General features: G+C 65.4%; 24 protein-coding genes and 1 pseudogene. 19 read left to right on the forward strand and 6 right to left on the reverse strand.

Going from position 1 to position 26,746, the window contains the following annotated elements; translation table 11 throughout:
- Together QE394_RS18735 and QE394_RS18740 are read left to right on the forward strand one after the other, a co-directional pair.
- A complete protein-coding gene (locus tag QE394_RS18735; protein ID WP_349035242.1) occupies window positions 1-1,713 on the forward strand; it encodes an AarF/UbiB family protein in 1,713 nt (570 codons plus the stop codon).
- 128 nt (window positions 1,714-1,841) lie between these two features.
- Window positions 1,842-2,585 (forward strand): lipoate--protein ligase family protein, encoded by a 744-nt coding sequence (locus tag QE394_RS18740; RefSeq protein ID WP_349035243.1) that lies wholly within the window; start codon window positions 1,842-1,844, stop codon window positions 2,583-2,585.
- A 76-nt stretch (window positions 2,586-2,661) separates the two neighbouring features.
- On the opposite strand, the gene QE394_RS18745 is transcribed toward QE394_RS18740, so the two are convergent.
- Window positions 2,662-2,919, reverse strand: a complete 258-nt coding sequence (locus QE394_RS18745; protein ID WP_056079518.1) for a mycoredoxin — start codon at window positions 2,917-2,919, stop codon at window positions 2,662-2,664.
- 131 nt (window positions 2,920-3,050) lie between these two features.
- On the opposite strand from QE394_RS18745, the gene QE394_RS18750 reads away from it, so the two are divergent.
- Entirely contained in the window at window positions 3,051-3,812 is a 762-nt protein-coding gene (locus QE394_RS18750) for an SOS response-associated peptidase (RefSeq protein WP_082497381.1), read from the forward strand.
- 24 nt (window positions 3,813-3,836) lie between these two features.
- Here QE394_RS18750 and QE394_RS18755 read toward each other — a convergent pair whose 3' ends face one another.
- On the reverse strand, window positions 3,837-4,259 hold the full coding sequence (locus QE394_RS18755; RefSeq protein WP_056079514.1) for a VOC family protein: 423 nt from the start codon (window positions 4,257-4,259) through the stop codon (window positions 3,837-3,839).
- 19 nt (window positions 4,260-4,278) lie between these two features.
- On the opposite strand from QE394_RS18755, the gene QE394_RS18760 reads away from it, so the two are divergent.
- Window positions 4,279-4,602: a chorismate mutase gene (locus QE394_RS18760; protein WP_056079511.1), complete on the forward strand. Its 324-nt coding sequence runs from the start codon at window positions 4,279-4,281 to the stop codon at window positions 4,600-4,602.
- Between the two features lie 50 nt (window positions 4,603-4,652).
- Here QE394_RS18760 and QE394_RS18765 read toward each other — a convergent pair whose 3' ends face one another.
- Window positions 4,653-5,042 carry a hypothetical protein gene (locus tag QE394_RS18765; protein WP_015937238.1) on the reverse strand — a complete coding sequence of 130 codons (390 nt, stop codon included), beginning with the start codon at window positions 5,040-5,042 and terminating at the stop codon, window positions 4,653-4,655.
- Window positions 5,043-5,191: 149 nt separating this feature from the next.
- Between QE394_RS18765 and QE394_RS18770 the strand changes: the two are divergent.
- The 6 genes and pseudogenes from QE394_RS18770 to pdxS all read left to right on the forward strand — a co-directional run bounded on the left by QE394_RS18770 (window position 5,192) and on the right by pdxS (window position 13,449).
- Window positions 5,192-5,540: pseudogene (locus tag QE394_RS18770) on the forward strand (DUF6504 family protein).
- Window positions 5,537-9,022 (forward strand): DNA polymerase III subunit alpha, encoded by a 3,486-nt coding sequence (gene dnaE / locus QE394_RS18775; RefSeq protein WP_349035244.1) that lies wholly within the window; start codon window positions 5,537-5,539, stop codon window positions 9,020-9,022. Before QE394_RS18770 ends, dnaE begins: the two are co-directional and overlap by 4 nt.
- Window positions 9,023-9,150: 128 nt before the next feature.
- Complete coding sequence (gene thrS / locus QE394_RS18780) at window positions 9,151-11,160, forward strand: threonine--tRNA ligase (protein WP_056079502.1); 2,010 nt, start codon at window positions 9,151-9,153, stop codon at window positions 11,158-11,160.
- Between the two features lie 16 nt (window positions 11,161-11,176).
- Window positions 11,177-11,764, forward strand: coding sequence for an HIT domain-containing protein (locus QE394_RS18785; protein ID WP_056079499.1), 588 nt, complete (start codon window positions 11,177-11,179; stop codon window positions 11,762-11,764).
- Window positions 11,754-12,383, forward strand: a complete 630-nt coding sequence (gene pgsA, locus QE394_RS18790; protein WP_056079497.1) for a phosphatidylinositol phosphate synthase — start codon at window positions 11,754-11,756, stop codon at window positions 12,381-12,383. The genes QE394_RS18785 and pgsA overlap by 11 nt, the downstream gene beginning before the upstream one ends.
- A gap of 139 nt (window positions 12,384-12,522) precedes the next feature.
- Window positions 12,523-13,449: a pyridoxal 5'-phosphate synthase lyase subunit PdxS gene (pdxS, locus tag QE394_RS18795; protein ID WP_056079494.1), complete on the forward strand. Its 927-nt coding sequence runs from the start codon at window positions 12,523-12,525 to the stop codon at window positions 13,447-13,449.
- A 229-nt stretch (window positions 13,450-13,678) separates the two neighbouring features.
- Here pdxS and QE394_RS18800 read toward each other — a convergent pair whose 3' ends face one another.
- Window positions 13,679-15,691 carry a M3 family metallopeptidase gene (locus QE394_RS18800; RefSeq protein ID WP_349035245.1) on the reverse strand — a complete coding sequence of 671 codons (2,013 nt, stop codon included), beginning with the start codon at window positions 15,689-15,691 and terminating at the stop codon, window positions 13,679-13,681.
- Window positions 15,692-15,775: 84 nt separating this feature from the next.
- Here QE394_RS18800 and QE394_RS18805 point away from each other — a divergent pair, with 84 nt between their 5' ends.
- Window positions 15,776-17,086: a CapA family protein gene (locus tag QE394_RS18805; protein WP_349035246.1), complete on the forward strand. Its 1,311-nt coding sequence runs from the start codon at window positions 15,776-15,778 to the stop codon at window positions 17,084-17,086.
- 59 nt (window positions 17,087-17,145) lie between these two features.
- Here the strand turns inward: QE394_RS18805 and QE394_RS18810 are convergent, their stop codons facing one another.
- Together QE394_RS18810 and QE394_RS18815 are read right to left on the reverse strand one after the other, a co-directional pair.
- Complete coding sequence (locus QE394_RS18810) at window positions 17,146-17,910, reverse strand: glutamine amidotransferase (protein WP_349035247.1); 765 nt, start codon at window positions 17,908-17,910, stop codon at window positions 17,146-17,148.
- Window positions 17,907-19,199, reverse strand: a complete 1,293-nt coding sequence (locus QE394_RS18815) for a MurT ligase domain-containing protein (RefSeq protein WP_349035248.1) — start codon at window positions 19,197-19,199, stop codon at window positions 17,907-17,909. Before QE394_RS18815 ends, QE394_RS18810 begins: the two co-directional genes overlap by 4 nt.
- A 90-nt stretch (window positions 19,200-19,289) precedes the next feature.
- On the opposite strand from QE394_RS18815, the gene pdxT reads away from it, so the two are divergent.
- The 8 genes from pdxT to secF all read left to right on the forward strand — a co-directional run bounded on the left by pdxT (window position 19,290) and on the right by secF (window position 26,726).
- Window positions 19,290-20,000 (forward strand): pyridoxal 5'-phosphate synthase glutaminase subunit PdxT, encoded by a 711-nt coding sequence (pdxT, locus tag QE394_RS18820; protein WP_349035249.1) that lies wholly within the window; start codon window positions 19,290-19,292, stop codon window positions 19,998-20,000.
- Between the two features lie 3 nt (window positions 20,001-20,003).
- Window positions 20,004-20,759 (forward strand): YebC/PmpR family DNA-binding transcriptional regulator, encoded by a 756-nt coding sequence (locus tag QE394_RS18825; RefSeq protein WP_056079481.1) that lies wholly within the window; start codon window positions 20,004-20,006, stop codon window positions 20,757-20,759.
- A 65-nt stretch (window positions 20,760-20,824) separates the two neighbouring features.
- Complete coding sequence (ruvC, locus tag QE394_RS18830; RefSeq protein ID WP_261619698.1) at window positions 20,825-21,403, forward strand: crossover junction endodeoxyribonuclease RuvC; 579 nt, start codon at window positions 20,825-20,827, stop codon at window positions 21,401-21,403.
- A gap of 99 nt (window positions 21,404-21,502) precedes the next feature.
- Entirely contained in the window at window positions 21,503-22,144 is a 642-nt protein-coding gene (gene ruvA / locus QE394_RS18835) for a Holliday junction branch migration protein RuvA (RefSeq protein WP_056079476.1), read from the forward strand.
- Window positions 22,137-23,222: a Holliday junction branch migration DNA helicase RuvB gene (gene ruvB, locus QE394_RS18840; RefSeq protein ID WP_261619696.1), complete on the forward strand. Its 1,086-nt coding sequence runs from the start codon at window positions 22,137-22,139 to the stop codon at window positions 23,220-23,222. Before ruvA ends, ruvB begins: the two co-directional genes overlap by 8 nt.
- 208 nt (window positions 23,223-23,430) lie before the next feature.
- Window positions 23,431-23,859: a preprotein translocase subunit YajC gene (gene yajC / locus QE394_RS18845; protein WP_056079469.1), complete on the forward strand. Its 429-nt coding sequence runs from the start codon at window positions 23,431-23,433 to the stop codon at window positions 23,857-23,859.
- Window positions 23,860-23,952: 93 nt separating this feature from the next.
- Window positions 23,953-25,710, forward strand: a complete 1,758-nt coding sequence (secD, locus tag QE394_RS18850; RefSeq protein WP_056079466.1) for a protein translocase subunit SecD — start codon at window positions 23,953-23,955, stop codon at window positions 25,708-25,710.
- A complete protein-coding gene (secF, locus tag QE394_RS18855; protein ID WP_349035250.1) occupies window positions 25,710-26,726 on the forward strand; it encodes a protein translocase subunit SecF in 1,017 nt (338 codons plus the stop codon). Before secD ends, secF begins: the two co-directional genes overlap by 1 nt.
- The last annotated feature ends 20 nt before the right edge of the window (window positions 26,727-26,746 follow it).

A 26,746-nucleotide genomic window follows, 5' to 3' on the forward strand; every position in this document is an offset into this window, starting at 1 on the left:
GTGGCTTCCGGCCCTCGCCGGCAGGTGGGCCCGGCTGTACTCCCGGGCCATGTCCGTTCCCGCTACCGCCGCATCCTGCGCTTTGCCGCACGGCACCTGGCCGCCGTGTGGTGGTACGAGCTGCTGCTGCCCCGGATAGGGCTGGCCCGCGTTGCTGAGCGGACGCGCCCGGCCAGGATGCAGCGCTTCGCCCGCCGTTTCCATGCACTGGCTGTGGAGCTCGGCGGCCTCATGATCAAGGTGGGCCAGTTCCTGTCGTCCCGGCTTGATGTCCTCCCGCCGGAAATCACCGAGGAACTCCAAGGCCTGCAGGACGAGGTGCCACCTGTCGCGTTCCCGGCCATCCGGGCCCTTGCCTCCTCGGAGCTGGGCTTCCCCCTTGACGAGGTGTTCGCCATGTTCGAGGAGGAGCCCCTGGCCGCAGCCTCCCTCGGCCAGGCGCACCGGGCGCGGCTGCTGCCTGCCGACGCAGAGGTGGCCGGGGTCAAGGACGTGGTGGTCAAAGTGCAGCGTCCGGGCATTGAAGCGATCGTCGCCGGCGACCTCGCGGCCCTGCGGAAGGTGGGCGGCTGGCTCAGCCACTTCCGGATCGTGGCCGACCGCGCCGACATGCCGGCCCTGGTGGAGGAATTTGCGCAGACCAGCCTCGAGGAGATCGACTACCTTCACGAGGCTGCCAGTGCCGAGCGGTTTGCAGCGGACTTCGCAGGCGACGTTCGGGTCCACGTGCCACGTCCCGCCTGGGAGCGGTGCACCCGCCGCGTGCTCACCCTGGAGGATGTCACAGCCATCAAGATCACGGACACGGACGCGCTCCGGGCGGCAGGCATCGATCCCGCAGAGGTGGCGCCGGTGTTCGCCTCGGTCATGTTTGACCAGCTGTTCACCAACGGCTTCTTCCACGCCGACCCGCACCCGGGCAACATTTTCGTCACGCCCGTCCAGCCCGGTTCCGGCGGCCATCCCTGGAAACTGACTTTCATCGACTTCGGCATGATGGGCGAGGTAACCCCCTCCACGCGCAGCGGCCTGCGCAAGCTTTTGATCGCGGCCGCAGCCCGCGACGGCAAGGGACTGGTTGCTGCCATCCGCGGCGTCGGCGTGCTGGTGCCGTCGGCGGACACCGTGGAGCTGGAACGGGCCATGACGCACCTGTTTGCCCGGTTTGGCGGGATGGGCTTCGCAGAGCTCCGCGAGGTGGACCCCCGCGAATTCCGCGACTTCGCGGAGGAATTCGGCGAAGTTGTCCGCTCCCTGCCGTTCCAGCTTCCCGAGAACTTCCTGCTGATCATCCGGGCCATGTCCCTCACTTCGGGGGTGTGCAGCTCGCTGGATGAGCGCTTCAACCTGTGGGACTCGGTAGAGCCTTATGCTGCCCGCCTGCTGCGGGAAGAGGGCGGAAACATCGTTCAGGACGCCGCCCGGCAGGTGGCCGGGGCTGCGGGACTTGCGTTGCGGCTGCCGGAGAGGGTGGACGACCTGATCACCCGCATCGGTGAAGGGAACGTGTCTGTTGCCAACCCCCGGCTGGAGCGGCAGGTGGCAAGGCTGGACCGCACGGCCCGCCGGACGGCGTCGGCCGTGGTCTTCTCGGCGCTGCTCATCGCCGGGACCGTGGTCCGGGCCGACGATTCCGTCCTCGGCACCGTCATGATGGCAGCGTCAGCGGTTCCGCTGCTCCACGGCGCCTGGGTGGGGCGGAGGGGGCGGTAGCCGGGCGCCTGGCCGGTGGGTCGGGCACCTGGCAGGGCGCACGACGGCGTACCCTAGGTTGGGCCCGTCCGGCACCGCCGCGGCAGGGTCAAGGAACAGCATCATGACGACCAAGGGAGCCCAGTGCCATGGCCCACCACCCTGACTCCGGAACCTTGACCGTGGTCCGGCAGGACGTCTCGCTCGGTGCCGCCCGTGACCTTGAGTTCGGCCTTGAGCTGCTCGCCAGGGCGCGCAACGGAAGTATAGGCCCCACCCTTCGGCTGTACCGCCCGGCGCCCACGGTGGCCTTCGGCCAGCGTGACACCCGGCTGCCCGGGTTTGGGGCCGCCGCCCAGGCATGCCGCGACAACGGCTTCGAACCCCTGGTCCGCCGGGCCGGCGGCCGCGCGGCCGCCTACCACCAGGGCACCCTGGTGGTAGACCACATCGAGCCCGATGTCGATGCCATCGCTGGTTCCAAAAGCCGCTTCGGCTACTTCGGAGAGCTCTTCGCAGACGCCCTGCGAATGGTGGGCGTGAACGCAGCCGTTGGGGAAATCCCGGGGGAATACTGCCCCGGCGAGTTCAGCGTGCACGGCACGGCCGCCACTGACGGGTCCCGCATCAAACTGGTAGGCACGGCGCAGCGGGTGGTGGCCGGCGGCTGGCTCTTCAGCTCGGTCATCGTGGTGGAGGACTCCGCACCAATCCGGAAGGTCCTGACCGACAGCTACGCTGCGCTCGGCCTCGACTGGGACCCCGCCACGGCCGGCGCGGCGGATGACCTTGTCCCCGGGCTGACGGTGGAAGCAGTCACCGATGCCCTGCTCGAAACGTACGCGGGCCATGCCACCCTGGCTTCGGCGCCGTTCGGCGGCCTGGGGGCATGACCCGCGTCTCCTGGATCGCCAGCCTTCAGGTGCGGCGGCGGGGGAGGAATGTCCCGGTTGGCTGCACCGTCCTGGACTAGGCCGCCAGGCGGTTCTTGACCTCTGCAGCGGACGGATTGGTGGCCGCCGTACCGTCCGGGAACAGGACGGTGGGCACGGTGCGGTTGCCGCCGTTGATCTGCTCCACGAGCTCGGCGGTACCGTCCACTTCCTCGATGTTGATTTCGGTGTAACCGATGCCTTGCGCGTCGAGCTGCTTTTTCAGCCGGTTGCAGTAGCCGCACCAGGTGGTGGAAAACATGGTGATGGTGCCGGTTTCGGGAGTGAAATCCACAGGGTTCTCCTCTGGGTTGGGTGAAGGTTTCGTTCGGGACAACGGTAGCGTGCCCACCGGTATTCCCCGGCGTCCGGCCGCGGAGGGGCTGCCCGGATGACAGTATGTGGCGCCGATGGCATGCTGGAGCCATGTGTGGACGCTACGTAATGGCACGCGCCGTGGGGGACCTCCTGGCAGAGTTCGACGCCGAACTGGAGGACGAGGTGAGCATTCCGCCGTCGTGGAATGTAGCCCCCACCGATGCCGTCCCCATCGTCCTGGAGCGGCTGATAGAGGACGGCACGGACGCCCGGCAGGTCCGCCAGCTGCACGTCGCCCGCTGGGGCCTGGTTCCCTCCTGGGCCAAGGACCCGGGCATCGGGTCCAAAATGATCAACGCCCGCAGTGAATCAGTGCTGGAAAAGCCCGCATTCCGGAAGGCGGTCAGGGCACGGCGCTGCGCCGTACCCGCCGACGGCTACTACGAGTGGAAGCAGGGCCCTGGAAAGTCCAAGCAGCCGTATTATGTGCACCCCGGCGCAGGCAGGGGACTGGCCTTCGCCGGCCTCTACGAATGGTGGCGCGATCCGTCGGTACCGGCTGGCGAGCCCGGCCAGTGGGTGCTTTCCACGTCCATCCTTACGGCGGACACCCCGCCGCCGGGCTCCGAATCAACCGTGTTCGGGAAACTGACCGCCCTTCACGACCGGGTGCCGCTGCCCATGGACAGGGACACCATGCAGGCCTGGCTGGATCCCCAGGCTGACGACGCCGCCGCCCTGGTGGATATGGTGCGGTCCGCGGTCAAGGATGTGGCCGCCGACTGGCACGTGGAGTCCGTGGGCAAAGAGGTGGGCAACGTCCGCAACAACGGGCCGGAACTCATCCGGCCCGTGGAGGCCCTCTTTTAGCAGCCCTGACCGTCCTGGCGGAACTTAGACGGTGACCGTCCCGTCGTCGTCCACGGCCCAGGTGGGGTTGTACGCAACTTCCCAGCGGAACCCGTCCGGATCAGAGAAATACCCTGTGTAGCCGCCCCACGGCTGGGTGACCGGGTCGCCGGTGACTGTCGCGCCGGCGGCCTTCGCCTCGTCCAGGACCCGGTCCACCTCATCGGCGCCGTGCACATTATGGCTCAGGGTGATGCAGGGGACCGGGCCGGGAGCATCGACCCCGGCCTCGGCGTGCATCTGGCCCGCATCCCACAGGGAAAGCACCAGGCCGTGGTTGGCCTGGATAAAAACCACTTCGCCGGCAACCTCACGGTGAACAGGCCACCCGAGGCCATCGACATAAAAGGCCCGGGAGGCCGGAACACTGCGGACACCTAGCGAGATGAAGTCGACTCTGGGTTGCATGCTTCGATACTGTCAGAAGATGGCAACAATTCAAGGAAACGACCGGGATGCACTGGCCGACAAGGAACAGCTCGCCGCAGTCCGAATTGCCGTGGATGAGGTGGATGATCAAATCGTCACCCTTATTGCGCGCCGCGAACGCCTGATCAGGATCGCCGGCACCCTCAAGGGTGACGACGCCGAAGTCCGCGCCCCAGACCGCGTGGAGAAAATCATCCAGCATGTCCGCTCGGCAGCTAACAAGAAGGACATCGACCCGGACATCGTGGAAGCGACGTACCGGGCCATGATCTCCGGATTCATCGAACTGGAGCTGCGGGTCCACCACGAAGACAACGGCTGACCCTCCCGGGTCACATCCCTTCCCCTGCAGCTGTAACGCTGCGGGGAGCCCTAGAGGTTTTCGTCCACCTTCACGCCGGACTGGAAGTCCCGGCCGTCAGCCTCGCTGAAGCCTGTCATCACATGGCCCTTGCCGAGGCCATTGATTGCTGCCATGGGAAAGTTACCTGTGATGGTGCTGCCTGAATGGCTGACGCCGCCCAGGTCATAGTTCTCCTCACAGTTCTGTTCGTGGTTAAACGAAAAGAAGGCTATGGCCTCCCCGTTCATGAATTCAATGCCCAGCCGGCGCTGGGATGAGTAGTCCGGACTCGCCGCCACGAGACCCACCACGTAGGCGCCGGAACCGGGAATGTTGCCATCTATATCGAACGTGGCCACCAGCGTGGAGTCCTGTGCCTTGATGCTGACTTGTTTGAGGAGTGCGTCAGAGGTGCTCATGCACCCATCCTGCTCCCTGCCGAACTGTCAGTCCACCCCCTGAACCGCGATTCTATGCATTGGGTGGAGCCGGGCGTAGACTGGAATTATTCGAACACATATTCGAATCAATATCCCAGTTTGCAGTACCAGCCAGTCCCGGAGGCGCCATGGGCATGTTCAGCGAATCAGTTGATGTCGCCTGCACCCCCGACGGCCTTCCCCGGAGCCTTGTATGGTCCGGGCGTACGTACGACATCTGTGCCGAACCCCTCCGATGGTACGAACGCCGCCAGTGGTGGGCGGAGGAAAGCCGGGTTTCCCCTGGGAAGCGGGCCCGGCATGGTGGACCACGAAATCTGGCGGGTTCAGGTCCTGCCCCGGATGTCGCCAGGGCGTCCCTCCGGCATGGAAAGCCAGCCCATTGAACCACTCACGCTGGACCTCACCAGGCACAACCGCAGCGGCAAGTGGCGGCTCCTGCGCATCCACGACGCCCTTCGACCCAGAACAGCATGAGTTTCACGCACCTGCATGTCTCCACCGCCTTCAGCGCGCACTATGGAGTCTCCTGGCCGGAGGAATTGGCCCAGGCCGCCGCTGACGACGGCGCTTCAGCGCTGGCCTGCACAGACCGCGACGGTCTATACGGCACCATCAAGCACCTCAAGGCCTGCATGGCCGCGGGGCTCGACCCCATTGTTGGGGTGGACCTTGCGGTGCTTGACGACGACGGCGACCGCCGCACAGATGTCGCCGGACGGGTTGTTGTACTCGCCAAGGGGCACAACAACGGGGCCGGCTACAGGGCGCTCTGCCGGCTGATCTCGGACGCCCACTCCAGGACTTCCGGCAAGGCAGGAGGTACCGTCCCCGTGGCCGTTACCCGGGCAGAGCTGGCTTCAAGGACCCTCGACCCCCAAACGCTCAAACCGGTCCTGGTGGTCCTCATTGGGCCAGATTCCGATGTTGGACGCGCCATGGGCGGAAGGCGGTACCTTCGCCCACGCACCCTGTTCAAGCAATGGCTCGATACCATGCCCACAGGGACCGTGGTGGCAGAGATTGTTTCCCAGCTCAGCGCCCCCGGCTCACCCTTGAGCACCGCCCACGCGGTAAGGATGCTCCGCCTCGCCGAAGAACACCGTGTTCCTGCGGTCCTCACCAATGCCGTCCGGTACTGCGGAGCGGACGGAGCACCCACCGCAGACGTCCTCGACTCCGCCCGCACGCTCAAATCACTGCCTGAACTTGCCGGCGAACCCCTCCTGCAGCCCACCGGCCAGGGGTGGCTGAAAACCTCAGGCCATATGCGCCGGCTTGCCCAGGAAATCATTTCCGCGGCAGGCTACGGCGCCGCAGACCTCACGCAACTCCTTGCACAGACCGAGGCGCTCGCCGATGCCTGCCGGATCGATCCAACCAGTGACATGGGGTGGAAGCAGCCGGTTGTGCCGGAAGCATCCATCATCGGGATCGACCAGGACCCCGCCATGGAACTGGTCCAACGGTGCCATGCCGGAATCGCCAGGCGGTTCCCGGGCATTACCGGTACCGCGGAGCAAGCCATGCTCACAAGGCTCGAGCATGAGCTGAGGATCATCCGCAACCTCAACTTCTCCTCCTACTTCCTGACGGTGGCTGAGGTCTCCCGGATGATCCAGGACATGGGAGTCCGCGCCGCAGCAAGGGGCTCGGGCGCTTCCAGCCTGGTCAACTACCTGATTGACGTCAGCCAGGTAAATCCGTTGCAGCACGACCTGATCTTTGAGCGCTTCCTGTCCCAGGACAGGGCCACGCTGCCTGATATCGACATCGACGTCGAAAGCGCCGAACGCCACAACGTCTACCGAAAAATCTTCGAACGGTTCGGAGCTGAGCGGGTCACGTTGATGAGCATGCAAAACGGATACAGGGCCAGGGGAGCAGTCCGCGACGCCGGTCTCGCACTGGGCATGGACGGCGACGAGGTGGGCGAGATCGCCAAGCAGCTGTGGCGCTTTTCCGCAGGAAAATTCCGGGAAGCGCTCCAGGAAAAACCTGAACTGCGCGATTTCGCCGGCCGTGTGGAACAACGGGACACGGACGGCAACCAGCAACTGGATCTCCTGGTTGACCTGACTGAGCGCCTTGACCGGTTGCCCCGCCATATCTCCATGCACCCCTGCGGAGTAATCCTGGGTGACGCCACCCTGCTGGACCGCACCCCGGTCCAGCCCAGCGGGTTGGGGCTGCCCATGAGCCAGTTCGACAAACATGACATGGATCCCATGGGAATGCTGAAACTTGATGTCCTGGGCGTCAGGATGCAGAGCGCCATGGCGTTTGCCGTCCGTGAGATCATCCGGATCCATCCCTCCAAGGGCGACGTTGTGGCAGCAGGGCACCATGCGCCCGGTCCGGAAGGGGCTGGCCCTGACTACATTGCCGCCAACGGCCGGATCGATCTCAATGCTGTTCCGCTGGATGACGAAGCCACGTTCGAACTCATCAGGAGTACCCATACACTCGGATGTTTCCAGATCGAATCACCCGGCCAGCGGGAACTGATCGGCAAAATGGCACCCCGGGAATTCAACGACCTCATCATCGACATTTCCCTGTTCCGGCCCGGGCCCATGAAGTCAGACATGGTCCGGCCCTTCCTGGAGCACCGGCACGGCTTCGCCCCCGAGGTATATCCCCACCCGGACCTCAAGCCAGTACTCGCCGAAACCCACGGGGTCACGGTGTTCCATGAACAGATCCTCAAGACCTTCGACGTCATGACCCACTGTGGGCTTGCCCGTGCCGACGAGTTTCGCCGTGCCCTGGGCAATGAAAACCGCGAACCCGCTGTGGAGGAGTTCTTCCGCAAGGCGGCCCGCGCCGAAGGGTATGCCCCTGAGGTAGTGGACAAAGTATGGGGAACCCTGAAGGCCTTTGGAAGCTTCGGGTTCTGCAAGGCCCACGGCGCCGCCTTTGCCGTTCCCACGTACCAGTCCGCCTGGCTCAAAACACACCACCCGGAAGCCTTCCTGGCGGGGCTGTGGGAACACGACCCCGGCATGTACCCCAAACGGTTGCTGGTCGCTGAAGCACGGCGCCTGGGCATTCCCATCCTTCCCCTGGACATCAACCGGAGCAAGGACGAATACCGGGTGGAACGGATCCTGTCCGGAGCCGATTCCGGAAAGCTGGGGATACGGCTCAGCCTGAAAGGCATCTACGGGCTTACGGCAACTGAACTTAAGCGGATCGTTGCCGGGCAGCCCTTTGACTCGCTCGCGGACCTTCGGTCGCGTTCAAGGATCAGCAAGCCCAGCATCAAGCGGCTTGCCCAGCTTGGCGCGTTCGATTCCCTCCACCGGGAGGCAGGAGGAACTGCCAACCGGGCCGACCTCGTACAGCACCTGCAACAACTCCAGGTCTCAGGAAGCCGGAAGGGCACCGACGTGCTGGAAGGGCAGCTGTCCTTCCCGCTGGGCGATATTGAGTTGCGCAACGTCAAACCCGGGCTGCCCCAACCGACCCTGGTGGAAACCGTTCGGGCTGAACTTGACCTGATGGCTGTAGATGTCAGCACCCACCTGATGGACAGCCACCGCCCCGTCCTGGAAAGGCTGGGCGTCACTACGGCTGACAAGCTGCTGGGACTGCGGAACGGAACCGAAGTGCTGGTGGCCGGCGTCCGGGTCGCCACCCAGACGCCTCCGATGCGTGGGGGCAGGCGCGTGGTGTTCATCAGCATCGACGACGGTACCGGATGCATCGATTCAGTGTTCTTCCACGAAGCCCAGGAAAGCGCCGGCCCGCTCCTGTTCGGCACGCGGATGCTGCTGATCCGGGGCACCACCCGCAGGACCGGCCCGCGGGGAATCAGCCTAAGCGCCAGCATGGCGTGGGACCTCAGCAGGCCCGAAACGCTGCCGTTCCCGGCGTCGGAAACTCCCTTCCAGGACGTGGCGCACCCGCTGGACGGCATTGCCAGGAGCCTTGCCATCACCGGTTTCAACGGCTGACTTCGGCTTTCCCCCAGCCGTGTGCCGCGTTGGTCGGCCCTCCGCCGAACCGATAGCATTGACGGTGGCTGGCTGTGGTCCCCGTACGCCACAAGCTATGAAGCCTCAACTTTGAATAGGAGACACCCGTGTCAGATGCCCAGCAGATCACCCTTCTCGTCGATGGCGAAGAGACCAAGGTGACTACCGGGACAACCGGTGCGGAACTCTTCTTTGAGCGCCGCGAAGTTGTCGTGGCCCGCGTTAATGGCGAACTCAAGGACCTGGACCAGGAACTGCCCGAAGGTGCCGAGGTGGAAGGCGTCACCATCGAATCCCCGGACGGTCTGAACGTCCTGCGCCACTCCACCGCCCACGTCATGGCCCAGGCCGTCCAGCAACTGCGCCCCGACGCCAAACTCGGCATCGGCCCCTACATCACCGATGGCTTCTACTTCGACTTCGATGTCGCTGAACCCTTCACTCCCGAGGACCTCAAGACCCTCGAGAAGATGATGCAGAAGATCATCAACCAGAACCAGAAGTTCGTCCGCCGCGTTGTCAGCGAGGACGAAGCCCGCGACGCCATGAAGAACGAGCCGTACAAGCTTGAGCTGCTGGGCAAGAAAAACGAAGCCGCCGAGGCCGGCGAAGGCGTGAACGTCGAGGTTGGCGCCGGCGACATCACCATCTACGACAATGTGGAGCGCAAGGAAGGCACCACGGTCTGGTGCGACCTCTGCCGTGGCCCGCACCTGCCCAACACCAAGCTCATTTCCAACGCCTTCGCCCTGACCCGTTCCTCTTCCGCCTACTGGCTGGGCAACCAGAAGAACCAGCAGCTGCAGCGCATCTACGGCACTGCCTGGCCCACCAAGGACGCCCTCAAGGCCTACCAGGAACGCATCGCCGAGGCCGAGCGGCGTGACCACCGCAAGCTCGGTTCCGAGCTTGACCTGTTCTCCTTCCCGGATGAGCTGGGCTCGGGCCTACCCGTGTTCCACCCCAAGGGCGGCATCATCCGCAAGGAGATGGAGGACTACTCCCGGCAACGGCACGTCGAGGCCGGCTACGAGTTCGTCTACACCCCGCACATCACCAAGGGCCACCTGTACGAAGTTTCCGGGCACCTGGACTGGTACAAGGAGGGCATGTTCCCGGCGATGCACGTCGACGCCGAGCTCAATGAGGACGGCACGGTCCGCAAGCCCGGCCAGGACTATTACCTGAAGCCGATGAACTGCCCCATGCACAACCTGATCTTCCGTTCCCGGGGCCGCTCGTACCGCGAACTTCCGCTTCGCCTGTTTGAGTTCGGGTCTGTCTACCGGTACGAGAAGTCCGGCGTGGTCCACGGCCTGACCCGCGTCCGCGGGATGACACAGGACGATGCCCACATCTACTGCACCCGCGAACAGATGAAGGACGAGCTCACCAAGACGCTCACCTTCGTCCTGGACCTGCTCAAGGACTACGGCCTCAACGACTTCTACCTGGAGCTGTCCACCAAGGATCCGGAAAAGTATGTCGGCGAGGACGCTGCGTGGGAGGAAGCCACCCGCACCCTGGCCGAGGTGGCCCAGGAATCGGGACTGGAGCTCGTGCCGGATCCGGGTGGAGCCGCGTTCTACGGCCCCAAGATCTCCGTGCAGGCCAAGGACGCCCTGGGCCGCACCTGGCAGATGTCCACCATCCAGCTGGACTTCAACCTGCCCGAACGCTTCGAACTTGAATTCCAGGCCGCCGACGGCAGCCGGCAGCGTCCCGTGATGATCCACCGTGCGCTTTTCGGCTCGGTGGAGCGGTTCATGGGCGTCCTCACCGAACACTACGCCGGTGCCTTCCCGGCATGGCTGGCACCCGTCCAGGTGGTGGGCATCCCGGTGGCGGAGACCTTCAACGAGTACATGTTCGACGTCGTCGACCAGCTGAAGGCGGCCGGTATCCGTGCCGAGGTGGATACTACCTCGGACCGCTTCCCGAAGAAGATCCGCACCGCCAGCAAGGACAAGATCCCGTTCGTGCTGATCGCCGGCGGAGACGACGCTGAAGCCGGCGCGGTTTCCTTCCGGTTCCGGGACGGCAGCCAGGACAACGGCGTGCCGGTGGCCGAGGCAGTCAAGCGGATCACCGAAGCCGTCCGTAACCGGACCAGCTAGCGAACGGAACAGCACCGTGGAGGAGAACACAGGCGCCGGGTATCCAGGGGATGCCGGTGTAACCGACGACTTTGCCCTGGCCGGTGTCCCGGACGCTTTCCAGCGCCTGTGGACTCCGCACCGGATGGCCTACATCAAGGGCGGGCAGCACCAGTTCAAGAATGAGAATGACTGCCCGTTCTGCGTGGGCCCGGGCCGAACCGACGAGGACGCCCTCATCGTGTACCGGGGGAAAACCTGCTACGTCGTGCTGAATCTCTTTCCGTACAACCCGGGGCACCTGCTGGTCTGCCCGTACCGGCACGTACCGGACTACACGGACCTGACAGTGGAGGAAACTGCCGAATTCGCCGACCTGACCCAGACGGCGATGCGCGTCCTGCGAAAGGTGTCCAACCCGGGCGGATTCAACCTGGGCATGAACCAGGGTGTGGTGGGCGGTGCCGGTATCGCCGCCCACCTGCACCAGCACATTGTTCCGCGCTGGGGCGGCGACGGGAACTTCTTCCCCATCATTGCCCAGACCAAGGCCATCACCCAGACCCTCGATGAGGTCCGGCAAATGGTGGCCGACGCCTGGCCCGGGGAGACTGATGCTGAATAGGCACGCCCGCGGCTTCTTTACCGCGCTTTTCACCCCGCTGGCCCGCTGGCTCCTGCGCCTGGGTGTCTCGCCCGACGCCGTAACAGTCATCGGAACCGCGGGTGTCGCCGTGGGTGCCCTGGTGTTCTATCCCCTCGGGCACCTGTTCTGGGGCACAGTCTTCATCACGGCCTTCATCTTTTCCGATGTCCTGGACGGCATCATGGCCCGCATGCAGGACGTCAAGAGCCGCTGGGGCAACTTCCTGGACTCCACCCTGGACCGCGTCGCGGACGGTGCGCTCTTCGCCGGGCTGGCGGTGTGGTTCTTCACGGGCGGGCAAAATGCTGCCATCGCCGTGGCGGCCATGGTCTGCCTGGTCCTGGGCATGGTGGTCTCATATGCGCGGGCCAAGGCCGAATCACTTGGCTACACGGCAAATGTCGGCATCGCGGAGCGGGCCGAGCGGCTCGTCTCCGTCCTGGTGGTCACTGGCCTCACCGGCGTGGGACTGCCGCCGGTGGTGCTCCTCGTGACACTGGTGCTGCTGGCGCTGGCGAGCTTCGTGACGATCATCCAGCGCGTTTCTTCCGTGCGCCGGCAGGCCCTGGCACAACCGCTTCCCGCGGACGAAACGTAATTGCCGCGGCTGGCCGCCGGGGGACTACTATAAGGATTGCCCGGTCAATGGACCCGGCAATCCGTGTGTGTAGAGTCCGGCATCAGCATGCCCGCCTGCATACCCGGCGAAGATCGTCTATCTACCCATAGGGGTTTTTGTGTCTACACCAGATGTAAGCAACGAGGCCGGTTCGTCCGCGAACAGCGTCACGGGCAGCAACCGCGTAAAGCGCGGCATGGCTGAGATGCTCAAGGGCGGCGTCATCATGGACGTCGTCAACGTTGAACAGGCCCGCATCGCCGAAGACGCCGGTGCTGTTGCAGTCATGGCCCTGGAACGCGTTCCGGCCGATATCCGCGCCCAGGGCGGCGTGTCGCGCATGTCCGACCCGGACATGATCGACGCCATCATCGACGCCGTGTCCATTCCGGTCATGGCGAAGGCCCGCATCGGTCACTTTGTCGAAGCCCAGGTCCTGCAGTCCCTCGGCGTGGACTACATTGACGAGTCCGAGGTCCTCACCCCGGCCGACTACGTCAACCACATCGACAAGTGGAACTTCAAGGTTCCCTTCGTCTGTGGCGCCACCAACCTTGGTGAGGCCCTGCGCCGCATCAACGAAGGCGCGGCGATGATCCGGTCCAAGGGCGAAGCGGGCACGGGCGACGTCTCCAACGCCACCGGCCACATGCGCCAGATCCGCTCCGAGATCGCCAAGCTCGCAGCCCTGCCCGAGGACGAACTCTACGTCGCGGCCAAGGAACTGCAGGCCCCGTACGAACTGGTCAAGGAAGTTGCCGCTGCCGGCAAGCTCCCCGTGGTGCTGTTCACCGCCGGCGGCATCGCCACCCCGGCCGACGCCGCCATGATGATGCAGCTCGGCGCTGACGGCGTGTTCGTCGGCTCCGGCATCTTCAAGTCCGGCAACCCCGCCCAGCGCGCGGCCGCCGTCGTGAAGGCCACCACTTTCTTCGATGACCCCGACGTCATCGCCAAGGCCTCCCGCGGCCTCGGCGAAGCCATGGTGGGCATCAACGTCGACGAGATCCCCCAGCCGCACCGCCTCGCTGAGCGCGGCTGGTAAGTCTCAGCCCGTTGTAACGACGGGCGGCGAGATCCTCTGCGTGCTATTCCCCGCCTCCCGCTGCCGCCATACTGGCGGTAGTTCGGGGCGGGGCCCCTTTTACGCACGCTGCCGGACCGCACCGCCCGTCGCCTGCTTTTTGCTGTAACTTACGACGCCGGTTCCTCACCTTTTTTTGGTGGGGGACCGGCGTCGTACTTCTTTAAGTGGGGTGGGATAGGGAGCTTGGCTAGTCCAGGCCGCGGCGCTTCAGCAGGGGCTCGAGTTTGGCGTCGCGGCCGCGGAGGATCCGGAAGGACTCCAGGGGGTCGCGGCTGTTGCCGCGCGAGAGCAGTTCCTGCCGGAACCGGTCGCCGTTGGCCCTGGTGAGGCCGCCGTTTTCCGTGAACCAGTCCACCGTCTCGGCGTCCAGGACCTCGCTCCAGATGTAGGAATAGTAGCCGGCGGCGTAGCCCGCGCCGGCAAAAATGTGCTGGAAGTAGCCGGTCCGGTACCGCGGAGGGATGAGGGCGTGCGTGATGCCCGCAGCGGCGAGGGACTTCGCCTCAAACGTGAGGGCGTCGTCCGGGACGGCATCCTGCTCCAGCACGTGCCACGCCAGGTCCAGCAAGGCAGCGCCCAGATACTCCGTGGTGGCAAACCCTTCGCCCCAAAGCCTGGACTCCTCCAGCCGGTCCGCAACATGCTGCGGCAGCGGTTCGCCGGTGGCATGGTGGCGGGCGTAGTTCGCGAGGACCTCCGGCCACATGATCCACATTTCATTGACCTGCGAAGGGAATTCCACGAAATCGCGGGGGACGGCAGTCCCGGAGAACCGCGGGTAGGTCACGTCGGAGAAGAGCCCGTGCAGCGCGTGGCCGAACTCGTGGAAGACGGTCCGCACCTCGTCAAGTGTCAGGAGTGTCGGTTCACCGGGCGCGGGTTTGGCGATGTTGAGTGTGTTCATCACCACGGGCCTGGTGCCCAGCAGGGCGTTCTGGTCCACCAGTGAGTTCATCCATGCACCGCCCCGCTTGGATTCGCGGGAATAGTAGTCACCCAGGAACAGCCCCAGCCCGCCGCCGTCGGAGTCCCTGACCTCCCAGACCCGCACGTCGGGATGATAGCCGGCAAGGTCCTCCCGCTCATGGAAGCTGATGCCGTACAGGGATCCGGCCGCAAAGAAGACGCCGTCCCGCAGCACGCGCTCCAGCTCGAAGTAGGGGCGGAGGGCCTGCCCGTCCACGCTGTACTTCTCCCGTCGGACCTTCGCTGAGTAGAAGGCCCAGTCCCATGGTTCCAGGGCATGGCCCGCGGATTCGGCCAGGGCAGCCGCTTCACGGTCCGCGTTGCGGATAGCGGCGGGAGCCATCCGGTTCAGCATGGACTGCACCGCTTCGAAGTCGGGCGCCGTCTGGCGGTCTGCCACCAGTTCCGCGTAATTCGCAAAACCCAGCAGCGTGGCTTTCTCTGCGCGCAGCCGGGCCATGGACCTGGCCAGGGCCAGGACATCCAGGGTGCCGCCGCTGCTGCCCCGGGCAACAGACGCTTCGAACAGCCGACGGCGGACGGCCCGGACCGTGAGTGAGGCAAGGGCAGGCTGGTTGCTTGGCTGGATAAGCCCCAGCAGGAACTGCCCCTCATGTCCTGCTGCCCGGGCCGCTTCAGCCGCGGCGGCGACGTCGTCGGCGGGCAGGCCGGCAAGTTCTTCCGCATCCACGACGAGGAGCGCCGCGGCCTTCATCCCCTCCTTGACGCGCTGGCCGAACTCCGTGCCCAGCCGGGCAAGCTCTGCGTTAACGGCCCTGAGCCGGTCCTGTCCGGCGGGATCGAGCTGGATACCCGTTTGCCGGAACTCCTTCAGGTACTCATCCACCAGCCGGACCGACTCGGGGTCACATGCAGAGGTGTCGATGCCGCGGAAACGCTCATACAGTGCATGGTTCAGGAAGAGCTCATCCTGGTGGGCCGAAAACCGGGGTGAGAACTTCGTTTCCAGTTCCCTGATCTCCGGCGAAGCATCCGCCGAGACCAGGGTGAAGAAGGAGGCGGCTGCGCGGTCCAGCAACCGCCCTGACTGCTCCATCGCCACAGCGGTGTTCTCGAAGGTGGGCACCTCCGGATTCTGCGCAATGCGGTCTATTTCAGCGAGATGCTCAGACAGGCCCGCTTCGATGGCCTCGGCGTAATGGGCGGCGTCGATGCGGGCGAAGGGCGGAAGCCCGTACGGCAGGGGGCTGGGAGCCAGCAGGGGGTTAGTCATGATGAAAACCTTTCACATGAGGGCACGCTTCTCAATGCAGCCAAATGCCCGCTCCGAAGGCTGGCCATTCTTAGACTTGGCGGTATGGGGAAAAGTACCGGGAGGGCTCCTGCGCGCTCCCACGCGGGTGTCAGGCTGCGCCACCGGATCCGCGCTGTGTCGGTCGCGTCCCTGCTGCTCGTGGCCGGTCCGCTCGCCGGGTGCGGGATGATGGCGCAAGGGGGCGGCTCCGGCGAGTCTGCCGCTGGCACCGGGCCCACCAATAGCGCTTACCCCGGAATGCCGTCCACGGCTTCCGGTGCCCCGACAGCCCCCGCCCCTTCGCCGACACCGGGCAAGGGCCCGCGGTGCCCGGTGCTGCGCTGCGCGTCAGTGGTGGTCACCGGCGGCATGCTGGTCCACAGTGGGATCTGGCAGGAGGTGCAGAAGGAAGCCGCTGCCGCCGGGAAGCCAGGCTTGGAATTCCTGCCGATGCTGGAGGGGCAACGTCGCTACCTGGAGAGGGCTGACCTGGCCATCTGCCACCAGGGGAGCCCCGTGGCAAAACCGGACGGGCCGTTTGCCGGCCACCCCTCGTTCAATGTACCGCCGCAGATCGTCACTGCCGCGAAGGATGTGGGCTACCAGGCCTGCACCACCGCGGGCGACCACATTCTCGACCGCAGTACCGACGGACTCCTGCGGACCGTGGACGCCCTGGACGCGGCCGGCCTGAAACACACCGGTTCCTACCGCACCGCCACAGAGTCCCAACAGATCCTCATCATGCAGACCCCTGCGGCGAAGGTGGCTGTCATCGAGGCAACCTTCGGCCTCAATGGGAAGACTCCGGAATACCCGTGGCAGGTGGACGTGCTGGACCCCAGCGCCATGATTGCCAAGGCCAGGAAGGCGCGGACGCTGGGCGCCGACGTCGTGATTGGTGCCATGTACGCAGGAGACGCGCACACCGGGAACGCCGGCACCCCTGGCGCCCAACAAACCGAGGCAGCGCGTGCGCTGGCGGACAGTGGGCAGTTCAACCTGGTCTATGGCCACTCCCAGGCGGTGCTGCCCATCGAGAACTACAAGGGCACCTGGATCGCCTACGGACTGGGGAGCGGGATCACGGACGTTGCTCCTACGCATCCAGCCAAAAACGAGGGCCTGCTGGTTCGCGTACAGTTCGGCCAGGACGCCGCCGGAATCTGGACAGTCACGGACTTGGCATGGACGCCGACCGTCATGCTTGGGATTCCCTACCGGTGGTGTTCGGTGGCCGCAGATGCGCCTCAGGGGCCGTGCGCCGGGACAGGGGCTGACGCCGCCACGCGGCAGCGGACCGTTGGAGTGGTCGACTCCATGGGCGCCGCAGCTGCCGGCGCCCATGAACTCCTCATCACCCTCGAACCCTGAAGGCCGCCTAAGAGTGGCGGCCGCCCAGAAGCCAAGGGGAGAACCCTAGGCCCGGCGGATCAGCGCGGCCTGCGTGCCGCGTGGTCCCGTGCGAGTTCCGCGTACCGGTCGTCCGGGAGGCCGGGCTCGAAAGCCCCAAACTTGCGTTCAGCCGCTGTGCGGATCAGGAAATCCGCGATGGCCGGGTTCTTCGGAAGCAGCGAGCCGTGCAGGTAACTGGCCACAATGTTGCGGTAGCGGGCGCCTTCGTGGCCGTCGTTGCTGTTGTTGCCTGTTCCCTTCGCCACGGTGCCAAGCGGGCGGACCCCGCCCCCAAGGGTGGTCTGGCCGCTGTGGTTTTCGTAGCCCAGCACCTCGCCGAATTCGGAGGTGGCCACCTTGACGTTACCGATCAGGCGCTCATCGGTGCCATGCGTTTCGACGTCGAGGATACCGATTCCCGGAATCACCGAGCCGGTCCTGGTCTTGAAGAACCGGCCGAAGAGCTGGTACAGGCCGCAAATCACCAGCATCGGTGTTCCGTCTTCGGCGAGCTCCTTAAGGGAATCCGCCCGGGCCTGCAGGTCGTCCTGGATGACCAGCTGACCGCTGTCCTGGCCGCCGCCGCCCACAATAATGTCCACATCGTCAGGGAAGGTGTCGCCCACGTTGTATTCCAGCAGTTCGGGCGTATACCCATGCCACCGGATACGTTGCTGCAGCACCAGGGCGTTGCCCCAGTCGCCGTAGATGTTCATGTCGCGCGGGTAGAGCTGGACCACCCTGAGGGTGCCCTTGCTGCCGGCGGGCGCCGGACCGGATGTACCCGGAGTTTCCTGGCTCAAGAGACAACCTCCACAGTGGTGATCTTCGACAGTTCGCGGCGGATGGCGAGCATGGCCGTATAAGTACAGAAAATGCGCTTGGGCTGGCCTTTCGCCCCCCGGATAAAAGCGGCGAGGGCCGGCGCAATGTCAGGTTCAACAGCTCCGATGCGGACGTCGTCATACTGCAGGCGCAATGCCATGTCGTAGGCGCGGGAACCGGTCAGCTGGTCTACGCCGCCGTCCCGGAGGGAATCGAACTCCACGTCCCACAGCCAGGACATATCCCGGCCGTCGGCGTAGTTGTCGTTGATGGCGATCATGGTGGCGTAGCCGCCCGCCGGGAAGGACTTCAGGCCAAGGCGGAAACCGCTGGGGTTCTTCACCAGTACCAGGTCCAGGGGCTGGCCTTCCACCGTGAGGCTTTCACCGCGGCCGAAGGCAGGCGCCACCTGGGACAGCGCCGCCAGGAGGGTCCCATGGTCGGTATCCGCTGCGGCTCCGCCGCAAATGCCGCGCGCCAGGGTCAGCGCCGCGGCTGCGTTGAAGATGTTGTACACCCCGCGGAGCTTCATCGCGGTACTGACGGTACCGCCGTCGTACTCAAACTCGGCCGTGTCCGCACCCACTTTGCGAAGCACGACGTCGGCCGCGGGCTTCTCCGGGAGGCCCGCCGGCGCGGGGCTGCCCGGAGCGGCGCGCATATCGTCGTCGTTGGGGAACGTCCCCAGCAGCGAGTCGTCCAGGCCGAAATACCGGACCTCCTGGCCCGTGAGGGTTTCCGCGATCCTGGCCACCCTCGGGTCTTCGCGGTTCAGCACCACGGTCCCGGTGGTCTTAGCCGCGATGTGCTGCAGGAGCTGGGCTGTCTTGTCGATCTCGCCGAACCGGTCCAGCTGGTCGCGCAGGACGTTCAGCAGCAGGCAGTACTTCGGCGGCACGCTGTTCACGAAGTGCACGGCGTGCGCCTCGTCGAGCTCGAGGACCGCGACGTCGGCGTTCAGCCGCCCGCGCCAGTCAACCTCGCCGAGCAGGGCGGCGGCTACGCCGCGGGTGAAGTTGCTGCCAGTGCGGTTCGTAAAGACCTTCAGGCCCTGGCTTTCCAGCAGCTCCACCACCATCTTGGTAGTGGTGGTCTTGCCGTTCGTGCCGCTGACGACTGCCACACCGTGCGGCAGCGTGGTGAGTGTCCGCCGCATGAAACCGGGGTCGATCTTTTCGACGATGAGCCCCGGAAGCGCGGACCCGCCGCCTCGAAGCCGGGATACCCGGCGCACCAGTTTGCCGAGCGGAACACTGAGGAAGGACATGATTCGAATATATCCCAGCCGCGGCATGCAACCGCCGGAGTGTGACCCGCGCCGGGCGGGTGGACAGCAGCGGGCCCGTATGCTGGACGGATGACAAACTCCCTTTCCGCCGATTCCGCACGCGTGGGCCCGGGCCTTCGGATCGGCGTCCTGGCGCTTCAGGGCGACTTCCGCGAGCATCTCCGTGCCGCCGCGGAATCCGGCGCCGAGGGGGTCAGCGTCCGGCGTCCCCAGGAACTCGACGGCCTGGATGGGCTCATCATCCCGGGCGGCGAGTCCACAGCCATCGACAAACTCGCGCGTGCCTTCGGGCTGGCGGAACCACTGCGTGAACGCATCGCCGGCGGACTGCCGGTTTACGGTTCCTGCGCAGGCATGATCCTGCTGGCCTCGGACATTGCCGACCCCGCCACAGACCTTTCGGGCGCTCCCCAGCAGACATTCGGCGGGCTGGACATGACCGTCCGCCGCAACGCCTTCGGACGCCAGCGGGAATCCTTCGAGACGGACCTGGACTTCAAAGGCCTGGACTTCAGCGCCACCGACGCCGGTGTGGCTCCGGTCCATGCCGTCTTCATCCGCGGTCCATGGGTGGAGCGTGTGGGCCCCGGGGTGGAAATCCTGGCCCAGGTTGAACCAGCCGATCCCGAGCATGCATCCCACAGCGCCGCGCTGCCCGGGGCGGCTAGAATTGTCGCAGTGCGTTCCGGCCGGCTGCTGGCCACCTCCTTCCATCCGGAAGTGACCGGGGAGAAACGCGTACACGAACTTTTTATCCGCATGATCAGAGGAGAAGCGTAAAGCATGTCAGGCCACTCCAAATGGGCGACGACCAAGCACAAAAAGGCGATCATTGACAGCCGCCGCGCAAAGTCCTTCGCCAAGCTGATCAAGAACATCGAAGTTGCCGCCCGCATGGGCGGACCGGACCTGGCCGGCAACCCCGGCCTTGAACTGGCTGTCACCAAGGCGAAGAAGACTTCGGTCCCCAACGACAACATCGACCGCGCCATCAAGCGCGGCGCCGGGCTCACCGGCGAAGTGGTGGACTATACCGAAATCATGTACGAAGCCCGCGGCCCGCAGGGTTCCGCCCTGCTGATCGAGTGCCTCACCGACAACAAGAACCGCGCGGCATCCGAGGTCCGCCTCGCCATCTCCCGTAACGGTGGCACCATCGCCGATCCCGGGTCCGTCAGCTACCTGTTCAACCGCAAGGGCGTGGTGAACCTGCCCAAGAACGGCCTGGGCGAAGACGACGTCCTCATGGCCGTCCTGGACGCCGGCGCCGAAGAGGTCAAGGACAACGGCGAATCATTTGAGATCCACTCCGAGCCGGGGGACCTTCCGGCCATCCGCGAAGCCCTCAAGGACGCCGGCATCGAGTACGACACCGATGAAGTGGAGTTCGTTCCGTCCATGCAGGTGGAGCTGGACGTCGACGGAGCGCGGAAGTTCCTGAAGCTGGCCGACGCCCTCGAAGAGCTGGACGACGTGCAGAACGTCTACAGCAACGCCGATCTCAGCGATGAAGTCCAAGCCGCCCTGGAATCAGAGTGAGCGGCGGCTTTGCCAGCTGACCTGCGCCCGCCGCAGCAGCGCCCATCCCGCCATACTCCGTCCCCATGACGCTCCGTGTCCTGGGCGTGGACCCAGGCCTGACCCGCTGCGGCATCGGGGTGGTGGACGTCGAGCGGAACCGGCGGGCCACCATGGTGGCCGTCGGCGTCGTCGGCACCTCGCCCGACGAATCCCTGGACCAGCGGCTGCTTGTGATCGCGACTGCCATCGACGAATGGCTTGACCGCTATGAGCCCCAGGTGCTCGCCGTCGAACGGGTTTTCTCGCAGTTGAACGTCAGCACCGTGATGGGTGTGGCGCAGGCCTCCGGCGTCGTGATTGCAGCAGCGGCGCGGCGGGGGATCCCGGTGGCGCTCCATACGCCGTCGGAGGTCAAGGCCGCCGTAACGGGCAGTGGCTCGTCGAACAAGGACGCTGTGACCAAGCTGGTCACCAAGATCCTCCGCCTCGACGCGCCGCCCCGTCCGGCCGATGCCGCGGACGCCCTGGCACTGGCCATCACGCACGCCTGGCGCGCCGGAAGCGGGGCATCGGTTGCCACCACCGGTCCGGGCAGTTCGGCACTGACACCGGCCCAGCGGGCATGGGCCGAGGCCGAAGCGAAGGCGCGCCGCGCACGCTGAATGTCCCTGCAGCTTGCTAGGGTATTCGTAAATATGTTCGGATAACCGGGCTCCGCCTCTTGCCAGGCGGCGGCCGGCAGCACAAGCAGGAGCCAGGCCTTGATCAGTTTCCTCCGCGGAACCGTAGCGCACGTAGGCCTGTCCACGGCCGTCATCGACTTGAACGGTGCGGGCATGAGCGTCTACGCCACCCCCCAAACCCTCAGCAGGCTCCACGTTGGCGAAGAGGGAAAAGTTTTCACCTCCCTGATCGTCCGTGAAGATTCGATGACGCTGTTTGGTTTTGCGGACGACGACGAACGTGAAGTTTTCGAGGTCCTGCTGAGTGTGAGCGGCGTGGGCCCGCGCCTCGCACTGGCCGTTTTGGCGGTCCATGAACCTGAGGCGATCCGCGTTGCGGCGCATACCGGCGACAACAAGACCTTCACCAAGGTTCCCGGGATCGGTCCGAAGGTAGCGGGACGGATTGTCCTTGAGCTGGCAGGCAAGCTTGTTCCGCACGGCACGGCTCCCGCTGCCGCCACCACCGCGGCGGAGGCCAGCTGGAAACCGCAGGTGGTTGCCGCCATGACCAGCCTGGGCTGGTCCGAAAAGGACGCGTCGTCGAGCATCGACAAGGCCCTGGCGGACGAGCCCGAAGTGTCCTTCCGCGGCAACGTCCCGGAAATCCTCCGGACCACCCTCCGCTGGCTCGGCCAGGACGGTGCGCGGGCAGGCAACCGCGTAGGCAGCCGTGGCTGAACCGTCACTGGTGGCAGCGGGGGAGGAGCCTGAGGAACGCGCCATTGAAGCCGCGCTCCGCCCCAAGAACCTGGACGACTTCGTGGGCCAGCACCGCGTGCGGAAGCAGCTGTCCCTGGTCCTGAAGGCGTCCCGCATGCGCGGCCGCAGCGCCGACCACGTGCTCTTTTCGGGTCCGCCGGGTCTCGGCAAGACCACCCTCGCCATGATTGTGGCGGCGGAAATGAACGCACCGCTGCGCATCAGCAGCGGCCCCGCCATCCAACATGCCGGAGACCTCGCCGCCATCCTGTCCTCGCTGTCCGAGGGCGAGGTCCTCTTCCTCGACGAAATCCACCGCATGTCCAGGCCGGCCGAGGAAATGCTCTACATGGCCATGGAGGATTTCCGTGTGGACATCGTGGTGGGCAAGGGCGCGGGCGCCACCGCCATCCCGCTGGAACTTCCCCCGTTCACTCTGGTGGGTGCCACCACCCGGGCCGGGCTGCTTCCCGGTCCGCTGCGGGACCGCTTCGGTTTCACCGGCCATCTTGAGTTCTACTCGGTTCCGGAGCTCGAACTTGTCCTGCGGCGTTCCGCCGGCCTGCTGGACCTGAAGGTCAATTCTGCCGGCTTCAGCGAGATCGCGGGCCGGTCCCGGGGCACGCCCCGCATCGCCAACCGGCTGCTGCGCCGCGTGCGCGACTGGGCCCTGGTGCACGGAGTAGACCAGATCGATGCCCGGTCCGCGTCGGCAGCACTCGACATGTATGAGGTGGACAAGAAGGGGCTCGACCGGCTGGACCGTTCCGTCCTTGAGGCGCTGATCACCAAGTTCGGCGGGGGGCCCGTGGGGCTCTCCACCCTTGCGATCGCCGTCGGCGAAGAAACCGAAACAGTGGAGACGGTGGCGGAGCCGTTCCTCGTCCGCGAAGGTCTCCTGGGCCGCACCCCGCGTGGCCGCATCGCCATGGCGCCGGCCTGGACACACCTTGGCTACGCCATCCCCGCCGGCGTGTTCGGCCAGGAACAGCTGGATCTCTTTGACCGCGAAACGGGTGCCGAGGTCCCGGGGGACTGGGCCCCGGAGAGCCAATAACAGGCTCCCTCCAGCTTTTCCCCTTAGACTGGTATGACGCTCGGCACGTTCGGGTCTTTGTTGTGCGCATGGCCTGTTGGCCGCGCTGCCGGTGCAGGAGGTCCGTCAGGGATCGGCTTCCATGACTGTTCCGCCCGGCACAGACAAAGTCCGGCGCTGCCGGAAAACCAGCCAGGTACCACAAAGGACGGAATTCCCCTTGGATCCAATGTCAATTCTCCTGTTCGTCATGCTCGGCGTGTTCATCTTCATGATGTTCCGCCGCAACAAGAAGACGCAGCAGCAGCAGGCGGAGCTCCAGTCGAAGTTCGGCCCGGGCGTCGATGTCATGACCAGCTTCGGACTCTTCGGCCGGATCGTTGACATCGATGAGGCCGAAAACAAGGTCACCCTGGAACTCTCGCCGGGCAACCTGGCCACCGTGCACCGGCAGTCCGTCACCAAGGTGATGGAACCGGCCGTTGCGCCGGAAGCCGTTGCTCCCGCCGTACCGGACGATGCCTCGTCCCTGACCGCTCCGGAAGCCGCCGGCACCACGGCTGCGCCGGCCACGGCCGCCGAGACAACAGCGTTCCCGGCCGAGACCCCGGACGAAACCCTGAAGCGCCTCAACGATGAGGGCAAGAAGGACAGCTAGTCCTTCCGGCACCTTAACCCCTCTACCGCTGCGGACAACCGCCGGTGCACATGCGCACCGGCGGTTCCTCCGTGAATAAGAGAAAGATCGACAATGGCACGAACTGGCCCCAAGAAACCCGGCCTCAGGGTCCTGGTCTGGCTGGGCGTAATCATCGCCGCGTTGACCGCCGTCCTGGCCGCCGGCACCGCCGCCGGACAGGCAAGCTGGTCGCCCAAGCTGGCACTTGACCTCGAAGGCGGTACCCAGATGATCCTGGCGCCAAAGGTCGAGGGCGGTTCTGACATTAATGAGGAACAGCTGAACCAGGCCGTGGCAATCATCCGCCAACGCGTTGACGGTTCCGGCGTGGCCGAAGCGGAAATCAGCACGCAGTCAGGCCGCAACGTGGTGGTGAGCCTCCCCGGCACGCCGTCCACTGCCACCCGCGACCTCATCCAGGCATCCGCGGACATGAACTTCCGGCCCGTGCTCCTGAACGGAGCCGGAGCTGTTGTTCCGGAGGAGTCCCGGGCACCCGAGGATCAGCTGCCCAAGCCAACCGCGGCGCCCGCCAACAGCAGCGACATCAACTGGATCACGCCGGAAATCTACCGCGAGTTCGAGGCCCTGGACTGTGACAACGCCTCAGCCGAGAAGGCCGAGCGTTCGGATCCGACCAAGCCGCTGGTCACGTGTGAACCGGCAACGGACACGAGCCCGGCCATCAAGTACATCCTGGGACCTGTCGAGGTGAAGGGCAGCAACATCGTCACTTCCTCGTTCCAGCTGCAGCAGGGCGCCCAGGGAGCCGTCACCAACGACTGGGCAGTCAACATCCAGTTCAATGAGGAAGGTACCGCGAAGTTCAAGGAGGTCACCGAGCGCCTCAACCAGTTCTACGTGGCCGCCGGCGGCGAGTCGGGCAACGACCCCAAGGCACAGTTCGCCATCGTCCTCGACGACCAGGTCATTTCCGCTCCGCGTTCACTGGCTGTCATCACGGACGGCCGTCCGCAGATCACGGGCGGCTTCACCGAGCAGACAGCGAAGGCACTGTCGGACCAGCTGCGCTTCGGCGCCCTCCCCATCAGCTTCGAGATCCAGAGTGAACAGCAGATCTCGGCGACCCTGGGTGGCGAGCAGTTGCGCATGGGCCTGCTGGCCGGCCTCATCGGCCTGCTCCTGGTGGTGGTCTATTCGCTCTTCCAGTACCGTGCCCTGGGCTTCGTGACCATCGCCTCGCTGGTGGTGGCAGGCGTCCTGACGTACCTGGCCATCGCCATCCTGGGCTGGACGGAAAATTACCGTCTGTCCCTGGCCGGCGTTGCGGGCATCATCGTGGCCATCGGCCAGACGGCTGACTCGTTCATCGTCTACTTCGAACGTATCCGCGATGAGCTGCGTGAAGGACGCGGCCTGGTCTCCGCCGTCGAGAACGGCTGGAAGCGGGCCAAGCGCACCGTGCTCGCCTCCAAGGCCGTCAACCTGCTGGCCGCGCTGGTCCTCTACTTCGTCGCGGTGGGCAACGTGCGGGGCTTCGCCTTCACGCTCGGCCTGACCGCCATCGCCGACCTCATTGTGGTCTTCATGTTCACCCACCCGACGCTGCAGCTGCTGGCGCGGACGCGCTTCTTCGGCGAAGGCCACCGGTTCTCCGGGCTTGACCCCAAGCGCCTCGGCGCCGTACCGCTCTACCGCGGTGCCGGCCGCGTCCGGACCCCCGAAGACCGTCCGGCCAATGTCCGTGCCAAGAATGCGGGAGCCGCCGCGGAAGCGGAACGCAGGATGACCATTGCCGAACGGCGGCTGGCGGAGAAGCAGGAACAGCTCGCCGGTTCCTCGAAGACCGCTGCGAAGGAGAACAAGTAATGTCAGGCTTCGCCAATTTCGGCAACGAGCTCTACACCGGGAAGCGCTCCTACGAATTCGTGGGATCCAAGAAAATCTGGTTCCTGATCGCGCTGGTGGGTGTGGCGCTGTCCATCATCATTCCTGTCGCCAAGGGCGGGTTCAACCTGGGTATCGAGTTCCGGGGCGGCTCGGAATTCACGGTCTCCAACGTGAAGACCACGGACGCCACGGTGGGGGAGAAGGCCGTCACGGATGTTGTGGCCGGCAGTGTTCCGCGTGTGGCCAACGTGGCCGGAACCACCATGCGCATCCAGACGGACAAGCTCACGGATGACGAGACGCTGCGCATCAAGGAGGGACTGCACACCGCCTACGGTGTGACCGAGAACGAAGTTACCTCCACGTTCGTGGGACCCACCTGGGGTGCCGACGTCACCAAGCAGGCCCTGATCGGCCTGGTGGTTTTCGTCCTCCTGGCGGCCGTGCTGATGGCCCTGTACTTCCGTACGTGGAAAATGTCCGTCTCGGCCCTCGCCGGCATGCTCGTCACCATGTTCATCACCGCCGGCGTCTACGCCCTCAGCGATTTTGAGGTGACCCCGTCCGCCATCATCGGGTTCCTGACGGTGCTCAGCTACTCCCTCTACGACACCGTGGTGGTCTTCGACAAGATCCGCGAGAACACGGCGGAGATTGACTCCTCAACCCGCCGCACGTTCGCCGAGGAAGTCAACCTTGCCGTGAACCAGACGCTGGTGCGTTCCATCAACACCATGATGGTGGCGATCCTCCCGGTGGGCGCCATCCTGTTCATCGGCGCCGGCCTTCTGGGCGCGGGAACACTGCGCGACCTGTCGCTCGCACTGTTCGTGGGAATCCTGATCGGTACGACGGCCACCATCTTCGTGGCGGCGCCGATGTACGCCTGGCTGCGGCAGAACGAACCGGACCTGGTCAAGCAGGCCCGGCGTGTGGAGCAGCGGCGCAGCAGCTCCGCCGAACGCAACGCTTCAACGGAGCCTGCCCAGGCCTGATCGACATAACCCGCGCCGGT

This window comes from Pseudarthrobacter sp. SORGH_AS 212 (assembly GCF_030818145.1).
Lineage (GTDB): Bacteria > Actinomycetota > Actinomycetes > Actinomycetales > Micrococcaceae > Arthrobacter.